Source organism: Methanosarcina sp. Kolksee (genome assembly GCF_000969945.1).
Classification (GTDB): domain Archaea; phylum Halobacteriota; class Methanosarcinia; order Methanosarcinales; family Methanosarcinaceae; genus Methanosarcina; species Methanosarcina vacuolata.
Genome location: NZ_CP009524.1, coordinates 2,454,839 through 2,472,982, shown reverse-complemented (window position 1 = coordinate 2,472,982; position 18,144 = coordinate 2,454,839). Strand labels below are relative to the sequence as shown.

Below are 18,144 nucleotides of genomic sequence, written 5' to 3'. Positions count from 1 at the left end.
AAGTTTTTTCTCTAAATTATCTTGTTTTTTAATTTTTAAATTTTCGGGCATTTAATTATTCAACTGTGACACTTTTTGCAAGATTGCGTGGTTTGTCAATCGAGCACCCACGAGCAAGAGCAGTATAATAAGCAAGCAGCTGGAGGACTACAACGCTGAGCAACGGAGAAAGCAATTCGCTACTCGGAGGTATTGTAAGAACAACATCCGCATATTTTCCGATCTCGGTGTCTTTATTATCGGCCACTGCGATAACCGTTGCATCCCTGGCTTTTACTTCCTTTATATTGCTCAGCACCTTATCGTAAGTCTGCCCTTTTGTTGCAATAGTAACTACAGGCGTTCCTTTCTCAAGCAGCGCAATCGGTCCATGTTTCAGTTCGCCTGCGGCAAAACCCTCAGCATGCAGATATGAAATTTCTTTTAATTTGAGAGCTCCTTCAAGGGCAATCGGATAGTTAAGGTTCCTGCCGAGGAAGAAGTAGTTATCTGCATGAGCAAAATTCTCTGCACATTCCTTCACTGCTTCTTTCTGGTTGAGAATCTGCTGAATCTGACCTGGTATTTTTCTTAGACCCGTAATGAATCCTTTAACATAATCAGGACTTAGCTTACCTCTTGAGAGGGCGAACTTGACAGCAAGCAGATAAAGAAGTGTAAGCTGGGTACTGAAGGTTTTGGTCGCGGCAACTCCGATCTCAGGTCCTGCTCTGGTATAGAGCACACTGTTAGCTTCTCTTGTAATAGTGCTTCCTACAACGTTTGTAATAGCAAGTGTAGGGCAGTTGTAGGACATTATTTCCCTAACAGCCGCGAGGGTATCTGCAGTCTCCCCGGATTGGGTGATTGCAATGGCAAGGGTTCCATCACTTATAACCGGGCTTCTGTACCTGTACTCCGAGCAGATGTCTATATCGCAATGAATTCCTGCAAGCTGCTCAAAAAGGTATTTCCCAAGCAGCCCTGCGTGCCAGGAGGTTCCACATGCCAGAATCTGGACTCTTGAAAGTTTCCTTATCTCTTCATCGGCCATATTAAGTTCTTTGAGATCTATCGTTCCTTCAAGTTCCGAGACTTTGCCTGCAAGTGTATTGTGAATCGCACTCACCTGCTCGTGAATTTCCTTGAGCATAAAGTGTTCGTAACCGGCTTTTTCGGCAGCTTCAAAGTCCCACTCGATCTTTTCTATCTTCTTTTCGCGGACTTTTCCTTCTCTGTCAAAGATCTCTACGCTGTTAGGAGTTAGAACTGCGGTTTCAAAGTCATTTACAAAAATTACATCCCTTGTATAATTCAAAAAAGCAGTTACGTCCGATGCGGCAAAGTTCTCTCCCTTGCCGAGTCCTATAACCAGTGGGCTGTCTTTCCGAGCAAGCACAAGTTTTCCCTGTTCGTCAGCACAGAGAACTGCAAGAGCATAAGAACCTTCGATCTCTTTTAGCGCTTTCCGCAGTCCTGTAAGAAGTTCGCATTTTGCTTCTCTTCCATCTGGCTTACCGTATATGTGCTTATGCAGGAGGTGTGCGATCACTTCGGTATCAGTTTCCGATTTGAATTCATATCCTTCTGCAGTAAGTTGTTCTTTCAATGCCATGTAGTTCTCTATTATTCCGTTATGCACAACTGAGATCTTACATGGGTTTCCAGAGGTATGCGGATGAGCGTTTATTGTGCTGGGTCTTCCGTGGGTTGCCCAGCGGGTGTGCCCTATTCCGATGTTGCCACTTATTCCTTCTGGGATTGTGGCTTCAAGGTTTACGATTTTACCCACTGACTTGTAAGTATCGATTCCGCTGCCCAGAATTGAAATCCCAGCAGAATCATATCCACGATACTCAAGTTTTTTGAGAGATTCTATGATGACAGATGCAGCAGAGTTTTCCCCTGCATATCCTACAATTCCACACATTTTTCCACCTTTATAGGGTTAAAGAACAACCGAATGACGGGACAGATCCCTGTATATGGTGTTTCCAGATTCCACCTGGCAGTCAACAGCTATTGTTACTCCGGCCTTTACAAGTACGCTATTCCCAATCCGGTTGTCGTCTCCGAAGATGGTGCCGAGTTTGGGAGCTCGATGAATATTTCCGTTCATAATGATCGATAGACCTTCTTTTTCTTCAACAAAGAAACCTGAGCCAATTGTATTGTTGCTTCCAATTATGGAATTAGAGATCTGCCCATGAGAGTATATCCTGCAGTCATTCATTATTATGCTGTTCTGTATTTCGGTAAATGACCTGATCGATACATTGTCTCCTATTGTTGTGGAGGGAAGAATAACTACATTGGGACCTATATCACAATTTTCCCCTATGACTGCAGGGCCTACAATGTAAGTTCCTGAGCGAATCCTTGTATTCTTTCCTACTGCCACCTTTCCACTGAGGAAAACTCCCTCTTCAATTTCCCCTTCAAGCTTCGGTTCCCTGGCTGAATTTAAGACTATGGCATTAGCTTTTAATAAGTCCCAAGCATGGACAGCATCAAGCCATTTTGATTCGGTAGGGACGGAAGTAATGATTTTCCCTTCGTCAATCATAAGCTGAAGGGTATCGGTTATTGCATACTCCCCGTTTTCGGATATCGGGGTTTTTTCGATGGTTTCAAAGACCTTCGGCGTAAAAATATAAATTCCTGTATTTACAATACGGCTCAGGTCTCCAGGCCTTTTTTCCAGAATTCTTGTGACTCTCTTTTTTTCTTTCAGAACCACACCATAGCCTGCAGTCTCTTCCATCTGAACAGTTAGAAGGCTTGCATCCCCTTCATAATTATTTAGAAGATCCGCTATAGTTTTCGGTTCCACCAGGTTGTCTCCATTGAGCACGAGAAATACCGAGTCCTCGGGGTCAATCCATTTTTTTGCCTGCTCAATTGCATGTGCAGTCCCAAGCTGAGCTTTCTGTTCAACGTACTTTATTTTCACTCCGAAGTTTAGCCCGTCTTCGAAATAGTCCATTATGCGTTCTTTTTTATATCCAACAATCAATATAATGTCAGTTATTCCATTTTTTTCAAGCGAACCTATTACATGCTCTAAAATAGGTCTGTTGGCTATAGGAAGCATTACTTTTGAACGAGTTAGAGTAAGAGGCCTGCAGCGCAGCCCTTCTCCTGCTGCAAGGATAATAGCTTTCATAATTTTAAGAACCTTTTTTAGAATTTATACGTTACCTTCAAAAGTTTTATACGAATAAACTATCTGTAAATATATTTAGAGTTTTATATCTGAATAAGGTACAGCTAACAATAAAAAAGTAATCCTACGTAATTGAGAAATAAGTTCTTCCTACAAGATAAACAACTCCATAACATGAATCCAGTAATTCTAATAAGAATTCCATCCCATTTTCTAGCTTTTACAGGCAATTTTATCTTTTTAACAGTCTCGAAACTTATTTATTTCATAAAATCCTGTATGTCTTTCCTACTTTTTATGTTTTATGCTTCCTAACCTTTGAAAACCCGGACAATTCTTAAGGAACTTTTTCTATTGAACGTTTCATTAACTGCCACACATTTGATAAATAGTTGTGACAACATGCTGAAAATATTACTCCAATCCTTAAATTCCTTCTGAATACTTTAAAATTTCTATAAAGTCAAAAAGTAAAAAATATTCACTAGTTGTAAAGTTTCTGGAAAATCAGTTTTAAGGGTCACTTTTTCGATTAATCCTGAAAATCTGCGTTCATACTCTTTATCTAAACTGGACACTTCACTACACCTCAGAATATGAAACATCTTCGATAATCCTAAAGCGTGATCGGTCATAAGTCCCGTGTTTCTGAATGTTATATGCCGGTTGACTAATAAGATTTTTATACACTGAACTACATGAAATTTCTCTTTTTAGCCTTGAGTAATCAATCATTATAACACCTAAAATGAACAGTTTTTCAAAACAGTTAAATTAATATCAAAGAGTGGCTGTTTAAATTGTTATAAAACAAATCTTTACAAGGTGATTTTTATCGTGGAGGGTAAAAAGTCAAGGATACTTGGCGAGAAGTGTCAGGCAGTCTCAGAAGTATACGGGCAAATATTAATGGTTGTGGTGACCATCATACTTGCTGCATCAATAGTGTATCCCAATATACCGGAAAGTGCACCCAGTGCCAATCTCTTTATCGAAGCTCGTAATTTCTCGCAAAATGAGACGACGTCAACGCAGAACGCAGAGACACCAACGCAGGATGAAACGACGCCAGCCGGCTATTTAATTGAGGCTTCTTCGGGGTCTGGAGGTAATATTTCTCCTGAGGGAAGTATCTCTGTGACTGCTGGCGGCAATAAGATCTTCAGTATGATACCTGATGAAAACTATAAGGTTCTTGATGTGCTGGTTGACGGGAATTCCGCTGGACCGGTTTCCACCTATACCTTCAATAATGTATCGTCCAGTCATAGTATTCAAGCGAGTTTTACCGTGAATTTCAGTGTGATAAACAACAATACAGTAGTACCGAAGGAAAACTTCACAGTCAATGCAACTGTGCTTGGTTGTGCTTTAATTATGAACGAGGGACCGTCTCCGGTTACTTGCCGTCTCAAGTTAGGGGACTATACTTATGATCCCTGGGGAGATTACACGAATGCATCGGAAGGGAATATCAATGATGAAAAAAATCCTCGCTTCTGGGAGTCTCCAATTTCCTATAATGCAGATACGCCTGTAACGGTTGAGGCTTGCTCCTGGGAATATGTTGAACCTAATAATAACCAGAATAACTGGAATAACTGGAATAACTGGAATAACTGGAATAACTGGAATAACTGGAATAACCAGAATAATATCCCGGGAAAAATCCTTGAAGTTAGCACTTCGACCAATTCACCTAATTTGAAGGTTCTTAAGAACGGAGACGATGTTCCTAATATCCCTGGATTCCGAGGTCAGGACTCGATTGAAGACTTTGTAAAAGAATACATTGAAAACGGTAGTATCAAGCTCAAGGAAAACGAAGTTATATATCTTTTTGAGCTGAGTAATAAAAATCTGAATACCGATGGTGTTGATTTTCAGGATCTTGTCCTTTTGGTTTCAGTAAACGGAGAAGATGCCTCAAAGTCTGCAATTGAATCTCAGAACCCGGACTTGAGTGAACCCCCGGATGAAGGCCAAGATGAAAACTCAAACGAAACCAAAGGTGGAACTGTCCTCAAGTTCGTAATCGAGCACCTTGGGGGAGATACAATTAATTTCAAATCTGATGATGAGACAAAAGTTATTATTCAGAAAGGAGACAAACAATGTTACCTCAATTTCACGGAGCTTGGGGTCTTCAAAGTAGGGGATTCAGCCACTTTTGATCTTAAATATGATTATGACGACCCTCGCAGTCCGCTTGACCTTAGTCAGGGGGACTGCATATTTATAAAAATAGTGGATGTCCGAAGCAAATCCTTAATTTACTCTGGAAGCACTACTGTTAAATAAAATATATTAACAAGGATATATTAATGGAGCTGACCTTTACGGGACTCAGCTCCCAAAAACCGAATGAAATTTTTTAAAAAATATGAGCCTCCGAAAAAATCTATTTGAATGAGTATTTGGGAAAGTGTGGACGTTTTTTCAATTTATTTACAAAGGCCGAACCGGCTCTTTGTAACAATGCTACAAAATCTCTGCATAAATAAGTTTAAGTATAGTATGTACACATAGTCTCTTAGAAAAAATTTGAATGAAAATTGAAGTAAGTTCAAAATTGAACTCAAGCAGGAAGCAGGTATTATGCATAGGGAATTTAAAAACAGTCTCAAAATAATAGTTTTTCCTCTGCATAAGATTGAGTTTCAGGGGCCAATTCTTCATGGTTTCTCAATCTTTAAGAAGAGCTTTACCGGATACCGATTGTGGCCTTGATACGAATACTTTCACTCCGCTTTCCTTAACTTTATATGCTGTGGCGTTGTAGATTAAAACGCCTCTCTATAAATAAAGATAAACAAGAGGCTTGAGGTAGGAAGAATGAAACAGACAGCTGAATCTATTCGAGATCGATTTTTAAAGCTTGGCATCGACGTACCTGTAGAGGATATCGAAAGCAGACTTGACGAACTGATTACTAAATTTAAAGTTCCTTCAAACGAAGCCCAGCGTAGTGTGACCAATTATTTTTTGAAGAAATACTCTATTCCTAAAAATGAATTTTATACCAGGCAGGCTGAGCCGCAGCTTACCAAGATAATAGATATTTCTGAAAATGGGCAATGGGCAAATATTAAGGCAAGGGTTGTCCAGCTATGGGAAAACACTCACGAATCAATCTCTCAGGTGGGGCTCCTGGGAGATGAAACAGGAATTATAAAGTTTACCGAATGGAAAAATGCCGAACTGCCTGGGCTTGAACAGGGTGAGAGTTATTTATTCAGGAGCGTTGTCGTAGGAGAGTACAATGACAGGTTCCAGGTACAGCTTAATAGGAATACTTCTATCGAAAAACTGGATGAGGCTATTGGAGTTGGAGGCGGGGACTTCATCCCGGCTGCAAGGGAGTCTGAACTCAGAAACATCTCTGACCTTGCCGGAGGCCAGTGGGCTACAGTTAAAGGAAAAGTGGTTCAACTTTGGGAAAACTCTCATGAATCGATTGAACAGGCAGGGCTTATAGGAGACCCCACAGGGGTTATCAAATTTACTAATTGGGCCAGTTCCGAGCTTCCTGACATGGAAGAGGGCAAAAGCTACATGTTGAAAAATGTAGTTGTCAACGAATGGGGAGGTAAGATCCAGATTCAGCTTAATCGGTCAAGTTCCATAGAAGAACTTGATGAAGATATCAAAGTCGGGTCCTTGACTTCCACATACTTCGGAGCAATGGTGGACATCCAGACCGGTTCAGGCCTCATAAAACGTTGTCCCGAATGTAAAAGGGCTCTGGTTAAGGGTGCCTGTCCAGAGCACGGAAAAGTAAAAGGTGAATACGACCTGAGGATAAAAGCGGTTCTGGATTCCGGAACTTCCACTCAGGACATCCTGATTAACAGAGAACTTACCGAGGAGCTTGCAGGGCTTTCTCTTAATACTGCAATTGCAATGGCCGCTGACGCTCTCGACCCCGGAGTAGTGCTGGATAATCTAAAACATGAGCTGGTAGGCAGGTACTATACTGTAACCGGGCACAAGCTTGATCGCTATATCCTTGTGGATTCCATTAATCCAAAAACTTCTCTGGATAGAGAGATGCTTGATGAAATGCTGTCTCTTAATGAAACACTTGCCAGGATGGAGGTGCAGTAAATGCCAGGTTTTTTCAGAGAAGCTGCCCGCAGGGTTTTTGCCCAGGAACTGAAGGATTCGAATCTGACTTCAAGGGATGAAACTGATCAGTATGCTCCACAGTATGTCCTGACGCCCACGGGAGCTAAAGTAAACCGTATCTTCCTTGTTGGCACACTTATCGAAAAAGAAGATATCGGCACTGATTCTGAGTACTGGAGGGGAAGAGTTTCGGACCCGACAGGTTCTTTCCTGGTCTATGCCGGACAGTATCAGCCCGAAGCAGCTCAATTTCTTGCCGAGTGTGAACTGCCAGCTTTTGTAGCAGTTGTGGGCAAAACCAGTACCTATACTACAGATGATGGGAATGTCCTTACTTCTATCCGTCCAGAATCTATCCAGCAGGTAGATGAACTTACCCGGGATCTCTGGGTGCTTGATACTGCAAAACAGACTCTTGAAAGGATAAGGGCAATTGAGGTAGAGGAGGATCAAAACTCAAAACTTGCAAAAGAACACTATTCGACTGATACCGGTTACTACCGCACTATAGTCAAAAAAGCTCTTGAGTCCCTCAAAGAAAGGGAATGAAGCAAAAAATAGTAGAAACTATACTATCAAATCAGGCATTCTCTTCAAATTTAATGGATTTTCAACCACTGAAAAATACAATAATTGTTCCATTTTCTCTCATCATATTTTGGAGTAGAAAATGGAACTTGAAGCTTTAAAACAATCGCTGTTTTCACTGGCCATCAATCCTTATAAAATTGGTTACTATTCAGCCTTCCGGAATCTATTGATCGATATTGATTTTGATGAAATCGGTATGTCTGAATTCTAACTCTTGAGGATTGAAAAAACGCAATCAATAGCCAATAATCAAATAAAATATATTTTCTGAAATTTACCCCTTGAATTCTGTTAAATCAGGTTAATGATGTTGTTTTTCCTGGGCTGAATAGTTATAATAGTACTAAAAATAGATACAAAACAAAAAAATTTAATGATATTTCGTTTAAGCTTGTTTAATTCCGGCAAACAAAAAGTAAGTTATTCAGGTACACCGGAATTTATGTTAGGGCTGGAGGTTCGCTTCAATTCATTTTAACATTTTAAACCTCTTTTTTGAGCTAGCTCTTTCTTCCTTCTGAGCTTTTTCTGCCTTTTATTTTTCACATTTTCAGTAGTTATGCGCTCCGGATTTTCTGGATTTGGGGCCTTTGTTTGGCCTGAAAGCCCGTTCCGGGCACTTCTTGGAATCGGTTTTTCCGCGCACTTCAAAACCCAGGCTGAAACATTCGCCTTTTAGCTCATCAATAGCCGTATAAAATCTACAATCTTGGCATGTAGGCATTCGGATTACTACCTCCAGTTATATGAAGGCCACCTGGTCTTAGTCCCAGAGTGTTTGCCCGGATACAACCTCTGAAGCAAGATATCACTTATTTTCAGATACCTTAAGTACGGATGTATCCTCTAAATAATATGTATCTGTAAATAAAACATTTTTGGTAGGCTACCAGAATGAAGGTAGGGATTTGCATCCGGTCAACAGCCGGAAAATTAAGATAACTAACTAAAGTTATTTATATCCCTATCCTGAAAGCTTTTGCCGGTTATTTGCGATTATTTTGTAGTTATTTGCTGATTATTTGGCAGCTACTTATTGATCATTTGACAGCCATTTGTTGGTTATTTGATAGATTTTTATTAATTATTTGGTAACTGTTTAATGACTATCTGCCGGCTACCTATCGTTTATTTGCTAGCTACCTGTCGTTTATTTGCTAGCTACCTGTCGTTTATTTGCTAGCTACCTGTCGTTTATTTGCTAGCTACCTGTCGTTTATTTGATATTGCTTGCCAGCTATGGATACCGTACTTTTTTGTTAATGACCGTGTTTGCAGAAAAGTGTATCTGACTGGATGAATGTTTCCAAAAGTGATGATTTATTCATGGAGGACGAGTGTTTTTCCGAGCTGGTTCTTGAGTCAAATCTCTTCATAGTCATCAAATTCAACATCAAGCACGGGAAGCTCAATTACTTCTCCTTCCCTGTTATAGCATGTCCAGCTTTGACTATCATAGGGACGGCCAACTATGATATGGCAGTTGCCTGTTTTTGAAAAGAGTAGCAGGTCAGCCTGTGAAGGGCTGCGGTTCGGGCCTGGATGGCTGTGGACTGAACCTGCGGCTTTGATGTTCGGCATCATATAGAGCCTGAGGACGGCATTTGAATCACTGGATTCCGTGCCAGGTAGTATAAGAACTTCAGTGATGATCCCATCTTTTTCCTGCAAAAGTCCGGCAAATTCCTGGGGAGCCATGGACTTACTAGCCTCCAAGATAAAATTAAGAGTATCACGAGCTATTCCGTTAATTTGCATACTGGACTATTCTTCTTAAATAGTATATCTTTTCTGCGGTAATGATAGAGTGCATTAATTCTTGCCAGCCGAGTTTTTCCGCAATTCAATCGGTCGGGAATTTTCTGGATTGAAAAGACTCCAGTAAACATAGAATTAAGGCAGTTAATTCAGGTCGGTGAGTTAAAGTCGGCTGGTTCAATGGACCAGTTTCATAATTCTAGCCAGTGGGTTTATCTACGGCCTTCGTAGACTATTACACCGGAAAGTTTATTTCTTAAAATTTAATAGGACTAAGGCTGTGCTAACAGCATTAAGATTATAAGGAATTTTTAGTTCTTAGAACTTAGTCGCATTAAGGCTTTGCTACAATATTAAGTATTGTCAGGAGGTACTGCGATCAAAAATATGCACTCAGACTCAGAGCTGGAAACTGATCTGAAAAAGAACTCCGGAAAAGATCTGGAAAAAAATTCCGAAAAAACTCTGGAAAAGGATTCAAGAAAGGGTCTGGAAAAGTACCAGGAAAAAGGCACTGATCCACACACATCCTTATATCAGGAATCACTTGCCGTGCACCGACGGCTTGGGGGCGTACTGGAGGTTGCCAGTAAAGTTAGCCTTCAAACGATACACGACCTCAGCGTCGCCTATACACCAGGGGTTGCCGAGCCGTGCAGGAAGATAGTCAAGGACCCTGAACTTGCCTACCTCTATACCCTGAAGAGAAATACTATTGCTGTTATCACAGATGGATCGGCAGTGCTGGGGCTTGGGAATATAGGTCCTTATGCTGCGCTGCCTGTTATGGAAGGAAAGGCAATAATTTTCAAAGAATTTGCAGGCATTGATGCCTTCCCAATTTGCCTGGATACACAGGAAACCGAAGAAGTGATAAAAGCGGTAAAGTATCTGGCTCCTGCATTCGGAGGTATTAACCTTGAAGACATCAGCGCTCCTCGTTGCTTTGAAATAGAGGAGCGACTGCGTGAAGAACTCGATCTGCCAGTTATGCATGATGACCAGCATGGGACAGCCATTGTAGTTTTTGCCGGGCTTCTCAATGCCCTTAAAATTGTGAATAAAAAGTTAAATGAACTCCGTATAGTGATTTCAGGCCTGGGGGCGGCAGGAGTAGCAATTTTCCGGTTCCTGGTTCGAGCAGGAGCAAATCCGGCAAGAATTCTTGTCTGCGACAGTAAAGGGCTCGTGTATGAAGGCCGGAAAAACGGCATGAACCCCGTAAAAGAGGAAATTGCCAGGCTCACAAATCATGGAAAATTGAAAGGGGGGCTTGAAAATGCTTTACCGGGAGCTGACCTTTTTATCGGTGTCTCCGTGGGAGGGGTAATCAGTGAGGAAATGGTTCATTCCATGGCAAAAGATGCAATTGTAATGGCTATGGCAAACCCTCTACCTGAGATAATGCCTGATGCCGCAAAGCGGGCAGGAGCAAGGGTTGTTGCTACGGGCAGGTCGGACTTTCCAAATCAGCTTAATAATTGCCTGAGCTTCCCTGGGGTTTTCAAAGGTGCTCTCAGCACCTGTGCGAGAAAAATAACACCTGAGATGGAAATAGCTGCGGCGCGCGCTCTTTCGGAGATCGTAACGTTCAGTGAACTTTCTGAAGATTACATAATTCCTGACCCTCTTGACAGGCGTGTAGTGCCTGCGGTTGCAAAAGCTGTTGCAGGTGCATCACTCGAAAGTTGCGTTGCAAGGAAAAGCCATGAAGACAAGGCCTGAGAAAGCAAAATTTGGGCTAAAAACCCGGTATCGGGACAGGTTTTCTGCTTTCTCCATCCAATAAGCTTTTCTTACTTTTTTCCTTCGTAAAGATCTTCGGCATAAATGCTTCCAAGGACTGTTTTCTTTCTTCTTTTTCTTAGTGTCAAGCTCCATGAATGTTTTCACGACTAATCTTCACGACTAATCTTCACGACTAATCTTCACGACTAATCTTCACGACTATCTTCACGACTAACCCTCACTGTTGTATCTGGAAATTATTTTGAAATTCAGGTATATATTCACCTTGAAGTCGAATATTTTAACCAATTTGTAGAATCAAATGCAGTTTTGAGACCGCCTGAATATCAATTTTTTAATTGATGCTTTCTTAATATCGGCGTTCATGCGTCTGCGGTTAAGTGATAAATGTGATAAATTGTCTTCAGTTCCAGAAAGTTTATCAAATGTTGCAATAGATTGTGAGATGGAACATGGTATTGATTTCATGTAAATATGCCAAAATTTAAGGCCAGCTTCTAATGCAAAATCGATAGCTTTCAGGCAAGAAAACTCCTTAATCGAGAATCAATGGAGTAGTTTCTCGAGGAGCTCATCCCAAAACCAATTTCATTTCCATATCAATAAGAGTTTCATAATTATTTTTTCAGGATCAGAAGCTCTTATTGATAATCCAGAATACGATATTCAGAGTAGCAATTTTGCGTTTTGGGATCAGCTCACACAGGACCCTTTACTCATCCCCAAAGCGGTGAAGAATTAAATCGATAGGTTCGATTTCAAATTTCTCCGCGCCAACAAGACAGGACCCTTCAAAATCGCATGTCCAGATAGGATATGCTGAATATTTTTCCACAGTTTCTTTGTGGAACTCCCTGACCGGAAGTGCTCGAAGGTTAACATATTTGTCCAGTTTTAGATCCAGGGTATCGTAAAGAATTTCAGTTAATTTGTTCAGTAAATTTAACAGTACTATGGTTCGCTGGAATTCTGGATTCCACAACTCGATTCTTTCTATAATCTCTTTAACCTTTATATACTGCTCATATTCCCACGCTTCAAGTATATCATTATTGAAATGCCTGGACACTATTTCATAAACGCCTGGAATATTAATTATTGATTGAAGAGTTTCCTCGTTAAGAAGTGTATCGTTATTGAAATGCCTGGATACTATTTCAGAAACACCCGGAATATTAACTATTGACTGAAGAGTTTCCTCATTAAGACGTGTGTAAAGAATTCTGTCAAAATCGTCCTTTGTCATTTTGCTATAGTTCATGTTATCGCCATTGTTTATTGCGTAAAATTCTCAAAGAAAAAAAGGAGGTTGATTTCTAATGAAGCTTCCTCTTTTGAACGGAAACGACACAATATAACAGCTTAGCATTATGACCTTCGGGAGCCTTTCAGGTTCCTTGTTGATCCGGTGGTTATTGGCCTGGTTGAAAGTGGGGCTATGGAAGGTAAGGACTTTATCAGGACAGAAAATCATAATCCTGGATTAAAGCTTACAGGAGCCAGGAAGGTTGTTAATGAATTTTCCAATATGCTGAACAAAAAAGTAAGTTACCGGGGAAAAGAAAGCATCTGGAGCTATGTTATCTTCCTGAAGGTAAGAGAACTAGCACATAATCTTACGAGCAAAAAGGAAAAACTGGATTTTGTTAAGCCTGAATATGAGATTGAGAAAATTGATTCTTATGATATGAGGCAGAAGATTCTTAATGGAGCACTTACGGGAATTTCTGTGACTCTACAAAGCCAATATTAATTCTGACATCTTTACCTGTAGCTTCTGTCAGGCGGTAAGCAGCTTTACTGGCCATATCTGGAGGGACTTCCTGAACTACTTTGCGGCCTATCAGGAGGGATACTTTTACAGGTTTTTTTAACAAGAAATCTAAAGGCATATAGCCGACTGTAACTTTTTCAAGTGTCAAATCCTTTTCTGCATATTCGGGATCTTTGAACATAGCTATCATTTCTCCGTTAATCTCCTGTTCAACAAGAGATGTCTGAAAAGAAGAATAGGTAACAAGCCCAAGAGCTACAGAGAGTGAGGCAATTGCAATGACAAGTAAAGCTACATGCGAGATCACAGAAGAACGGGCATGTACAACTGCTTCTTTCTCTACCGGACGAAAACCGGAAACCCAGAACATTATGAGGGCTGACACGTTGACAGCAAGCAGGTTAACAAGCACGAGCACGGCAGCTGCAATTGCTACTAAGGGTAGCCCCCATGCGAGTCCCAGCCCTGCCGTTGCAGCTGGTGGAACGAGAGCGATTGCAATCGCAACACCCACAAGGGCAGACCCTGCATTCCGGATAATACTGATAGCTCCTGCTATACCCGATCCCAGAGCAAGGAAAAGAGAAAGGAAATTAGGGCTGGTCCTCTCGGCTATCTGGGATATTTCTCGGATATCAAGGCCAGGTGGCAAAAGTATCGATTCTTTAAGAAGTATACCGATAAGGGCACCCACTGCAATTGCGAGCAGAAGCCCTCCAATCTGCATCTTAATTCCTCGAGACGCAAGTTTTCTGTCGTCAAGAACAGTGCCTACACTTGCAGAAATTGCAGGCCCCATAAGTGGAGCCACGACCATTGCTCCGATGATTGTTGCAGCCGAATCAAGCAAGAGTCCTCCAGTTGCAATAATCGTGCTCAGAACAAGAAACGCAAGATAAGTAGAAGTTTCAGGTGCGAGGTTCTCTGCACGTGCAATCAATTCTTCTCGCGAGATACGGGTTCCAGAGTAGCGCTGTTTTAGAACTTCAATGCGTCTTGATACTATAGTTTCAGGTGTCAGGACGATAGTATAGGTATTTTCGCTAATTCCAGCCTTGCGCAATCTGGTAAGTACTGGTTCCACACCAACAGGAGGAATTGGAAACTGGACAAGGGCTTCAAAGTCTTTTCTGCCTGTTTCGTCCCATACGGCATAGTCTATCCCTTCGTCATCTAGCACGGCGAGCACAGGCTGTCGCTTACCCACTGGAATGAGTACCTGAACAAGACGCATAATATGGTTATATATATAATATATATTTTATATTAATTGGTTTCAAAAAATATTCGCAGTTAATCGAATGTTTTTAATTTTAGAACTTATTTTGAAACACTTGTGTGAAGCAGTTGCCTATGGGAAGGAAACTATAGCAAGAGATGTGAAGAACCATGCTGAATTTAAAAGAACTCGGTGTAAGTAAGGAAAACTTTCTCGAATTTCTGGCCGATAACTCCATACAGGACATCTTCAGGCTCATAAATCCAGGATAAATCTCAGAAAATATTACCGAATTTACAGGAAAGCTATTTCATGGAAAATACTTTAAACTGGAAATTCAAAATTTTGCGGGCAAAAGGTGGCGTATTATGGCAATACTCCGCGATTTAATACATAGTCTTCCTTAAAATTCACAACGATATCTTAAGCTCATAAAAATGCAAGATATTATAAATCAATTTGAATATATATTGTTTTACATCTATTTGCTCATGAAAACAGGTGTGGGATGATTCGAAGAGCCATTAGTTTGAACTAGATTTGGGAGAAGGTTCGAGTGTTATTATGGTTTCAGGGGTTGGAAAGCTAACCAGATAATCTTCCCCTATTCTATAAAGATTATCGGATACAATATTTATCTGGAGGCGTTAATCAATCAACCTGTGTTAACGGGTTATGAAATAAAAAATCAGCTTACTGTAAAATGACATGGGGGGAATTGCAAAATATGAAAATAAATAGAATCTCGGTACCTGCTGAGATTTTAGTGTACAGTACTTTTGCTGTTATCCTGACAATAGGAATGAAGGAAATATCTCCGATACTCACAACCGTATTTTTCTCTATCTTCGTCGCACTGATACTTACCCCACCTGTCCGCTGGGTCAAGCGAAAAGGCATTCCCGGAGTACTGAGCGTGCTTCTGGTAATTTTGTTATTAACTCTATTTATCTCGGTTTTCGGGGCAGTGATTGTAGGTGCTGCAATCCAGATTGGAAACCAACTTCCAAACTATCAGAGTCAGTTGATAGAGATCCTGGACGAACTTTTACCGTATCTTCCATCCACCGAAGACCTATCCCTGCAGTCCGTTTTTCGTGGTATTGCATCACTTGCAGTCAGCTTTATGGTAAGCGTCCTTAACGGACTCATAAATGCCGGGACAACGGTTGGAATAATCATAGTCACAGCAGCATTTTTGTTGCTGGGCGCTGCCGGAGCTCAGGAAAAAACAGAACAAAAAGCTGAAGAACAGCTCGTATTCGAATCACGTCTGAATAAATTTGGTAAGGGTCTGATAGAATTTATTGTTATAAGAACAGAGGTAAATCTTGTTACGGCCATCGGAATTACGGTTATTCTCCTTATAGGAGGTATCGACTTTGCGGTTTTCTGGGGTGTCATGGCATTTTTTCTTGGTTATATTCCATATATAGGCCTGGCTCTAACTACAATTCCACCCGCGTTCTTCGGGCTAATCCAGTATGGGCTTATAGGAGCTCTGGCTGTTATTATTGCTATCTCGATAGTCAATGCACTCACTGAAAACGTAATATTTCCTTCACTCGCAGGAAAAGGCCTGAAACTATCTCCAGCTATTGTATTTTTGTCCCTTCTCTACTGGAATTATGTGCTTGGAGCTACAGGAATGCTGCTTGCCACGCCTCTTACCATGGTTTTGAAGATTATCCTGGAGAGTTTTGAGGAAACCAGATGGCTTGCCAGATTGATGGGCCCAGTAGGAAATGAAGCAGAGGCTAAGGAAAGTGCAGGGCAGGAAGAAGAAAACTAAAATCTGGACCGATGAAGAGATACTCGGAAGCTATCGGTTTTGTAAAGATACAATAAAATCCGCTTATATTTTTTGCCTGTTCACTCGTAATCTTAACCTGAATTTTATATATGCTCGTTTATATATATTTTAAATTTTATACATCTTTTGTGTTAATACTGCTGTGATTGTTTTTTGATTGTAGAGTTCCTGACAGAGGGGGAAGAAGACTACAGGAATTGTACGAGATTTCATAGCTCATTAATGTGACCACCAGTTATCCGTGAAAAGCAGCACAACAGAAACGGGACAGCAGAACTGGAAAGAATTTCAAATGGGGGAGTAAATAAATGGATGAAGTAATGTATGGGCCAATGCAGCTTTTAGTCATAGTATTCGACAATCCGAACTTCCACGGCCAGATCCGCCGTGAACTTGAGTCAGTCATGAATAAAGGAATGATCAGGCTTATTGATTTGCTGTTCATATGGAAAGACGAAGCTGGGAATATCAAGTCTCTTGAGGCTACACAACTGGATGAAGAGGAAAGAATGCATTTTGGTGCTGTCGTTGGGGGACTTATAGGGTATGGGGCTGGCGGTGAAGAAGGAGCTATAGGAGGCACAGAGGCAGGAATCCTGGCAGCAGCCCAGGAGAATTATGGAATCACTGAAGAAGATATTCTGGAGATAACCGAGGCTATACCTGAAGGTACCGCCGCTGCTATTCTTATTATCGAACACCTATGGGCAAAAAGCCTGAAACAGGCAATAAGAGATGCAGGAGGAGTGCTGGTTTCCCAGGGTATGCTCACACCTGAGCTGCTCGTTGCGGTTGGAGAAGAACTGACAGAAGCGGTTAAATTTGCAGAGAAAAAGAAAAAGGGGCCTCAGGCAGCAGCTGCGTTTTGAAAGGCTGCCTGCTCAAATTTAAGCATTAAGTGTTCTGTATCGAGAAAGTATTCTGTATCGAGACCAATGATACAGTTCAAAGCCAGATATGATACAGTTCAAAGCCAGATATGATACAGTTCAAAGCCAGATATGATACAGTTCAAAGCCAGATGCTGGATCGATAACGTTTGCGGATATTATAATTCAGATTTGACATTATTCAAACTTTTTTGCAGGAAACTCAAAAAATTTTTTGAAATTCAGATGATCAGGAATGATACAAATATAACTTCAAATTTTCAGTTTGGGAATTGATCCATTGTTCCACTTTCCTAAATAATCATCCTTGTCAACAAAACCACCTGGTATCATATACTGGTATCATATTTGTGTCATTCCTTAATTACATTCTGGTGTCTGACTACAGAACCCGATGCGGTTTAATTGTGATGGCCAGGAAGTACTTAGAATAGTTTTATCTAATCTTAATAGGAACGATTTCAATTAAAAAAAGATGTCAATAGATAACAAAACGACTTACTTTGACAGTCAAATTATAAATACCTTCAATCTAATTATTAATTTATCGGGAAATAATCACTGGGGGAGTGAAATATAGCGGATTTGATAGGACTTGCTGTGGTCTTTTTAATATTGGCATTGATTGCATATATATTGGGCGCAAGGGGAGTTGCCGGTTTATCAATGGAGATTGCAAAGTGGCTCGTCATAATCTTTATCATACTTGCAATCATTTCGTTCCTGTTATGACGGTAGCCTTAACGAAGTTAACAATGGCTCTGGATAGCTTATAGACTTGCGCTTATAGACTTGCTTATAGACTCAAGGTGAGAGAGAGCAATATATATCAACAGACCAAGGGCAGTTTACTTTTTCTTATACTGTGTATATTATTTCTCAGGCACATTAAAAACCAATTTGCTTATTTTTCTTTTCAGATAAGGTGATTACACATTAATCAATCCATTTTTAACGTTTTATATTTTTTCAACTCATTTGTGCCAGCTTATATAGAGTTTCTTTGATTAATTTAACCTTTATTAAATAATATTAAATTAAATTGAATCTTTTAACCGTGTATTGGCAAATAATACC

Annotated in this window: 14 protein-coding genes and 1 pseudogene; 9 read left to right on the top strand and 6 right to left on the bottom strand. The window is 40.6% G+C overall.

Annotated elements, in window-relative coordinates; all coding sequences use genetic code 11:
* Positions 1-55 precede the first annotated feature (55 nt).
* Entirely contained in the window at positions 56-1,909 is a 1,854-nt protein-coding gene (glmS, locus tag MSKOL_RS10260) for a glutamine--fructose-6-phosphate transaminase (isomerizing) (RefSeq protein ID WP_048155899.1), read from the bottom strand.
* A gap of 18 nt (positions 1,910-1,927) precedes the next feature.
* A complete protein-coding gene (glmU, locus tag MSKOL_RS10255; protein ID WP_048120717.1) occupies positions 1,928-3,145 on the bottom strand; it encodes a bifunctional sugar-1-phosphate nucleotidylyltransferase/acetyltransferase in 1,218 nt (405 codons plus the stop codon).
* A gap of 837 nt (positions 3,146-3,982) precedes the next feature.
* Between glmU and MSKOL_RS10250 the strand changes: the two genes are divergently transcribed.
* The 4 genes from MSKOL_RS10250 (at position 3,983) to MSKOL_RS21365 (ending at position 8,075) form a co-directional block, all read left to right on the top strand.
* Positions 3,983-5,446 carry a type IV pilin N-terminal domain-containing protein gene (locus tag MSKOL_RS10250; protein ID WP_048155896.1) on the top strand — a complete coding sequence of 488 codons (1,464 nt, stop codon included), beginning with the start codon at positions 3,983-3,985 and terminating at the stop codon, positions 5,444-5,446.
* 534 nt (positions 5,447-5,980) lie between these two features.
* On the top strand, positions 5,981-7,252 hold the full coding sequence (locus tag MSKOL_RS10240; RefSeq protein WP_048155888.1) for a replication protein A: 1,272 nt from the start codon (positions 5,981-5,983) through the stop codon (positions 7,250-7,252).
* Complete coding sequence (locus MSKOL_RS10235) at positions 7,253-7,822, top strand: RPA family protein (protein WP_048155887.1); 570 nt, start codon at positions 7,253-7,255, stop codon at positions 7,820-7,822.
* Between the two features lie 121 nt (positions 7,823-7,943).
* Positions 7,944-8,075 (top strand): hypothetical protein, encoded by a 132-nt coding sequence (locus MSKOL_RS21365; protein ID WP_255351922.1) that lies wholly within the window; start codon positions 7,944-7,946, stop codon positions 8,073-8,075.
* Positions 8,076-8,414: 339 nt separating this feature from the next.
* On the opposite strand, the gene MSKOL_RS20725 is transcribed toward MSKOL_RS21365, so the two are convergent.
* Positions 8,415-8,588 (bottom strand): hypothetical protein, encoded by a 174-nt coding sequence (locus MSKOL_RS20725; RefSeq protein ID WP_197078753.1) that lies wholly within the window; start codon positions 8,586-8,588, stop codon positions 8,415-8,417.
* Positions 8,589-9,226: 638 nt separating this feature from the next.
* Positions 9,227-9,622, bottom strand: coding sequence for a Mov34/MPN/PAD-1 family protein (locus MSKOL_RS10230; protein WP_048155885.1), 396 nt, complete (start codon positions 9,620-9,622; stop codon positions 9,227-9,229).
* Positions 9,623-10,009: 387 nt separating this feature from the next.
* Between MSKOL_RS10230 and MSKOL_RS10225 the strand changes: the two genes are divergently transcribed.
* Positions 10,010-11,347: an NADP-dependent malic enzyme gene (locus MSKOL_RS10225; protein WP_082091099.1), complete on the top strand. Its 1,338-nt coding sequence runs from the start codon at positions 10,010-10,012 to the stop codon at positions 11,345-11,347.
* 736 nt (positions 11,348-12,083) lie between these two features.
* Here the strand turns inward: MSKOL_RS10225 and MSKOL_RS10220 are convergent.
* The gene (locus tag MSKOL_RS10220; protein ID WP_048155882.1) at positions 12,084-12,632 is read right to left on the bottom strand and encodes a hypothetical protein; all 549 of its coding nucleotides are present in this window, start codon (positions 12,630-12,632) and stop codon (positions 12,084-12,086) included.
* A gap of 120 nt (positions 12,633-12,752) precedes the next feature.
* Here MSKOL_RS10220 and MSKOL_RS10215 point away from each other — a divergent pair.
* Positions 12,753-13,124, top strand: a pseudogene (locus MSKOL_RS10215) (CRISPR-associated endonuclease Cas1); the annotation flags it as partial.
* Here the strand turns inward: MSKOL_RS10215 and MSKOL_RS10210 are convergent.
* A complete protein-coding gene (locus MSKOL_RS10210; protein ID WP_048155874.1) occupies positions 13,087-14,379 on the bottom strand; it encodes a TIGR00341 family protein in 1,293 nt (430 codons plus the stop codon). The pseudogene MSKOL_RS10215 and the gene MSKOL_RS10210 overlap by 38 nt on opposite strands.
* A 712-nt stretch (positions 14,380-15,091) precedes the next feature.
* On the opposite strand from MSKOL_RS10210, the gene MSKOL_RS10205 reads away from it, so the two are divergent.
* From MSKOL_RS10205 to MSKOL_RS19305, 3 genes are all read left to right on the top strand, one after another.
* Positions 15,092-16,156 (top strand): AI-2E family transporter, encoded by a 1,065-nt coding sequence (locus tag MSKOL_RS10205; RefSeq protein WP_048155871.1) that lies wholly within the window; start codon positions 15,092-15,094, stop codon positions 16,154-16,156.
* Between the two features lie 329 nt (positions 16,157-16,485).
* The gene (locus tag MSKOL_RS10200) at positions 16,486-17,046 is read left to right on the top strand and encodes a DUF1269 domain-containing protein (protein ID WP_048155865.1); all 561 of its coding nucleotides are present in this window, start codon (positions 16,486-16,488) and stop codon (positions 17,044-17,046) included.
* A gap of 621 nt (positions 17,047-17,667) precedes the next feature.
* Positions 17,668-17,799, top strand: coding sequence for a DUF1328 family protein (locus tag MSKOL_RS19305; protein ID WP_231592638.1), 132 nt, complete (start codon positions 17,668-17,670; stop codon positions 17,797-17,799).
* Positions 17,800-18,144: the final 345 nt, after the last annotated feature.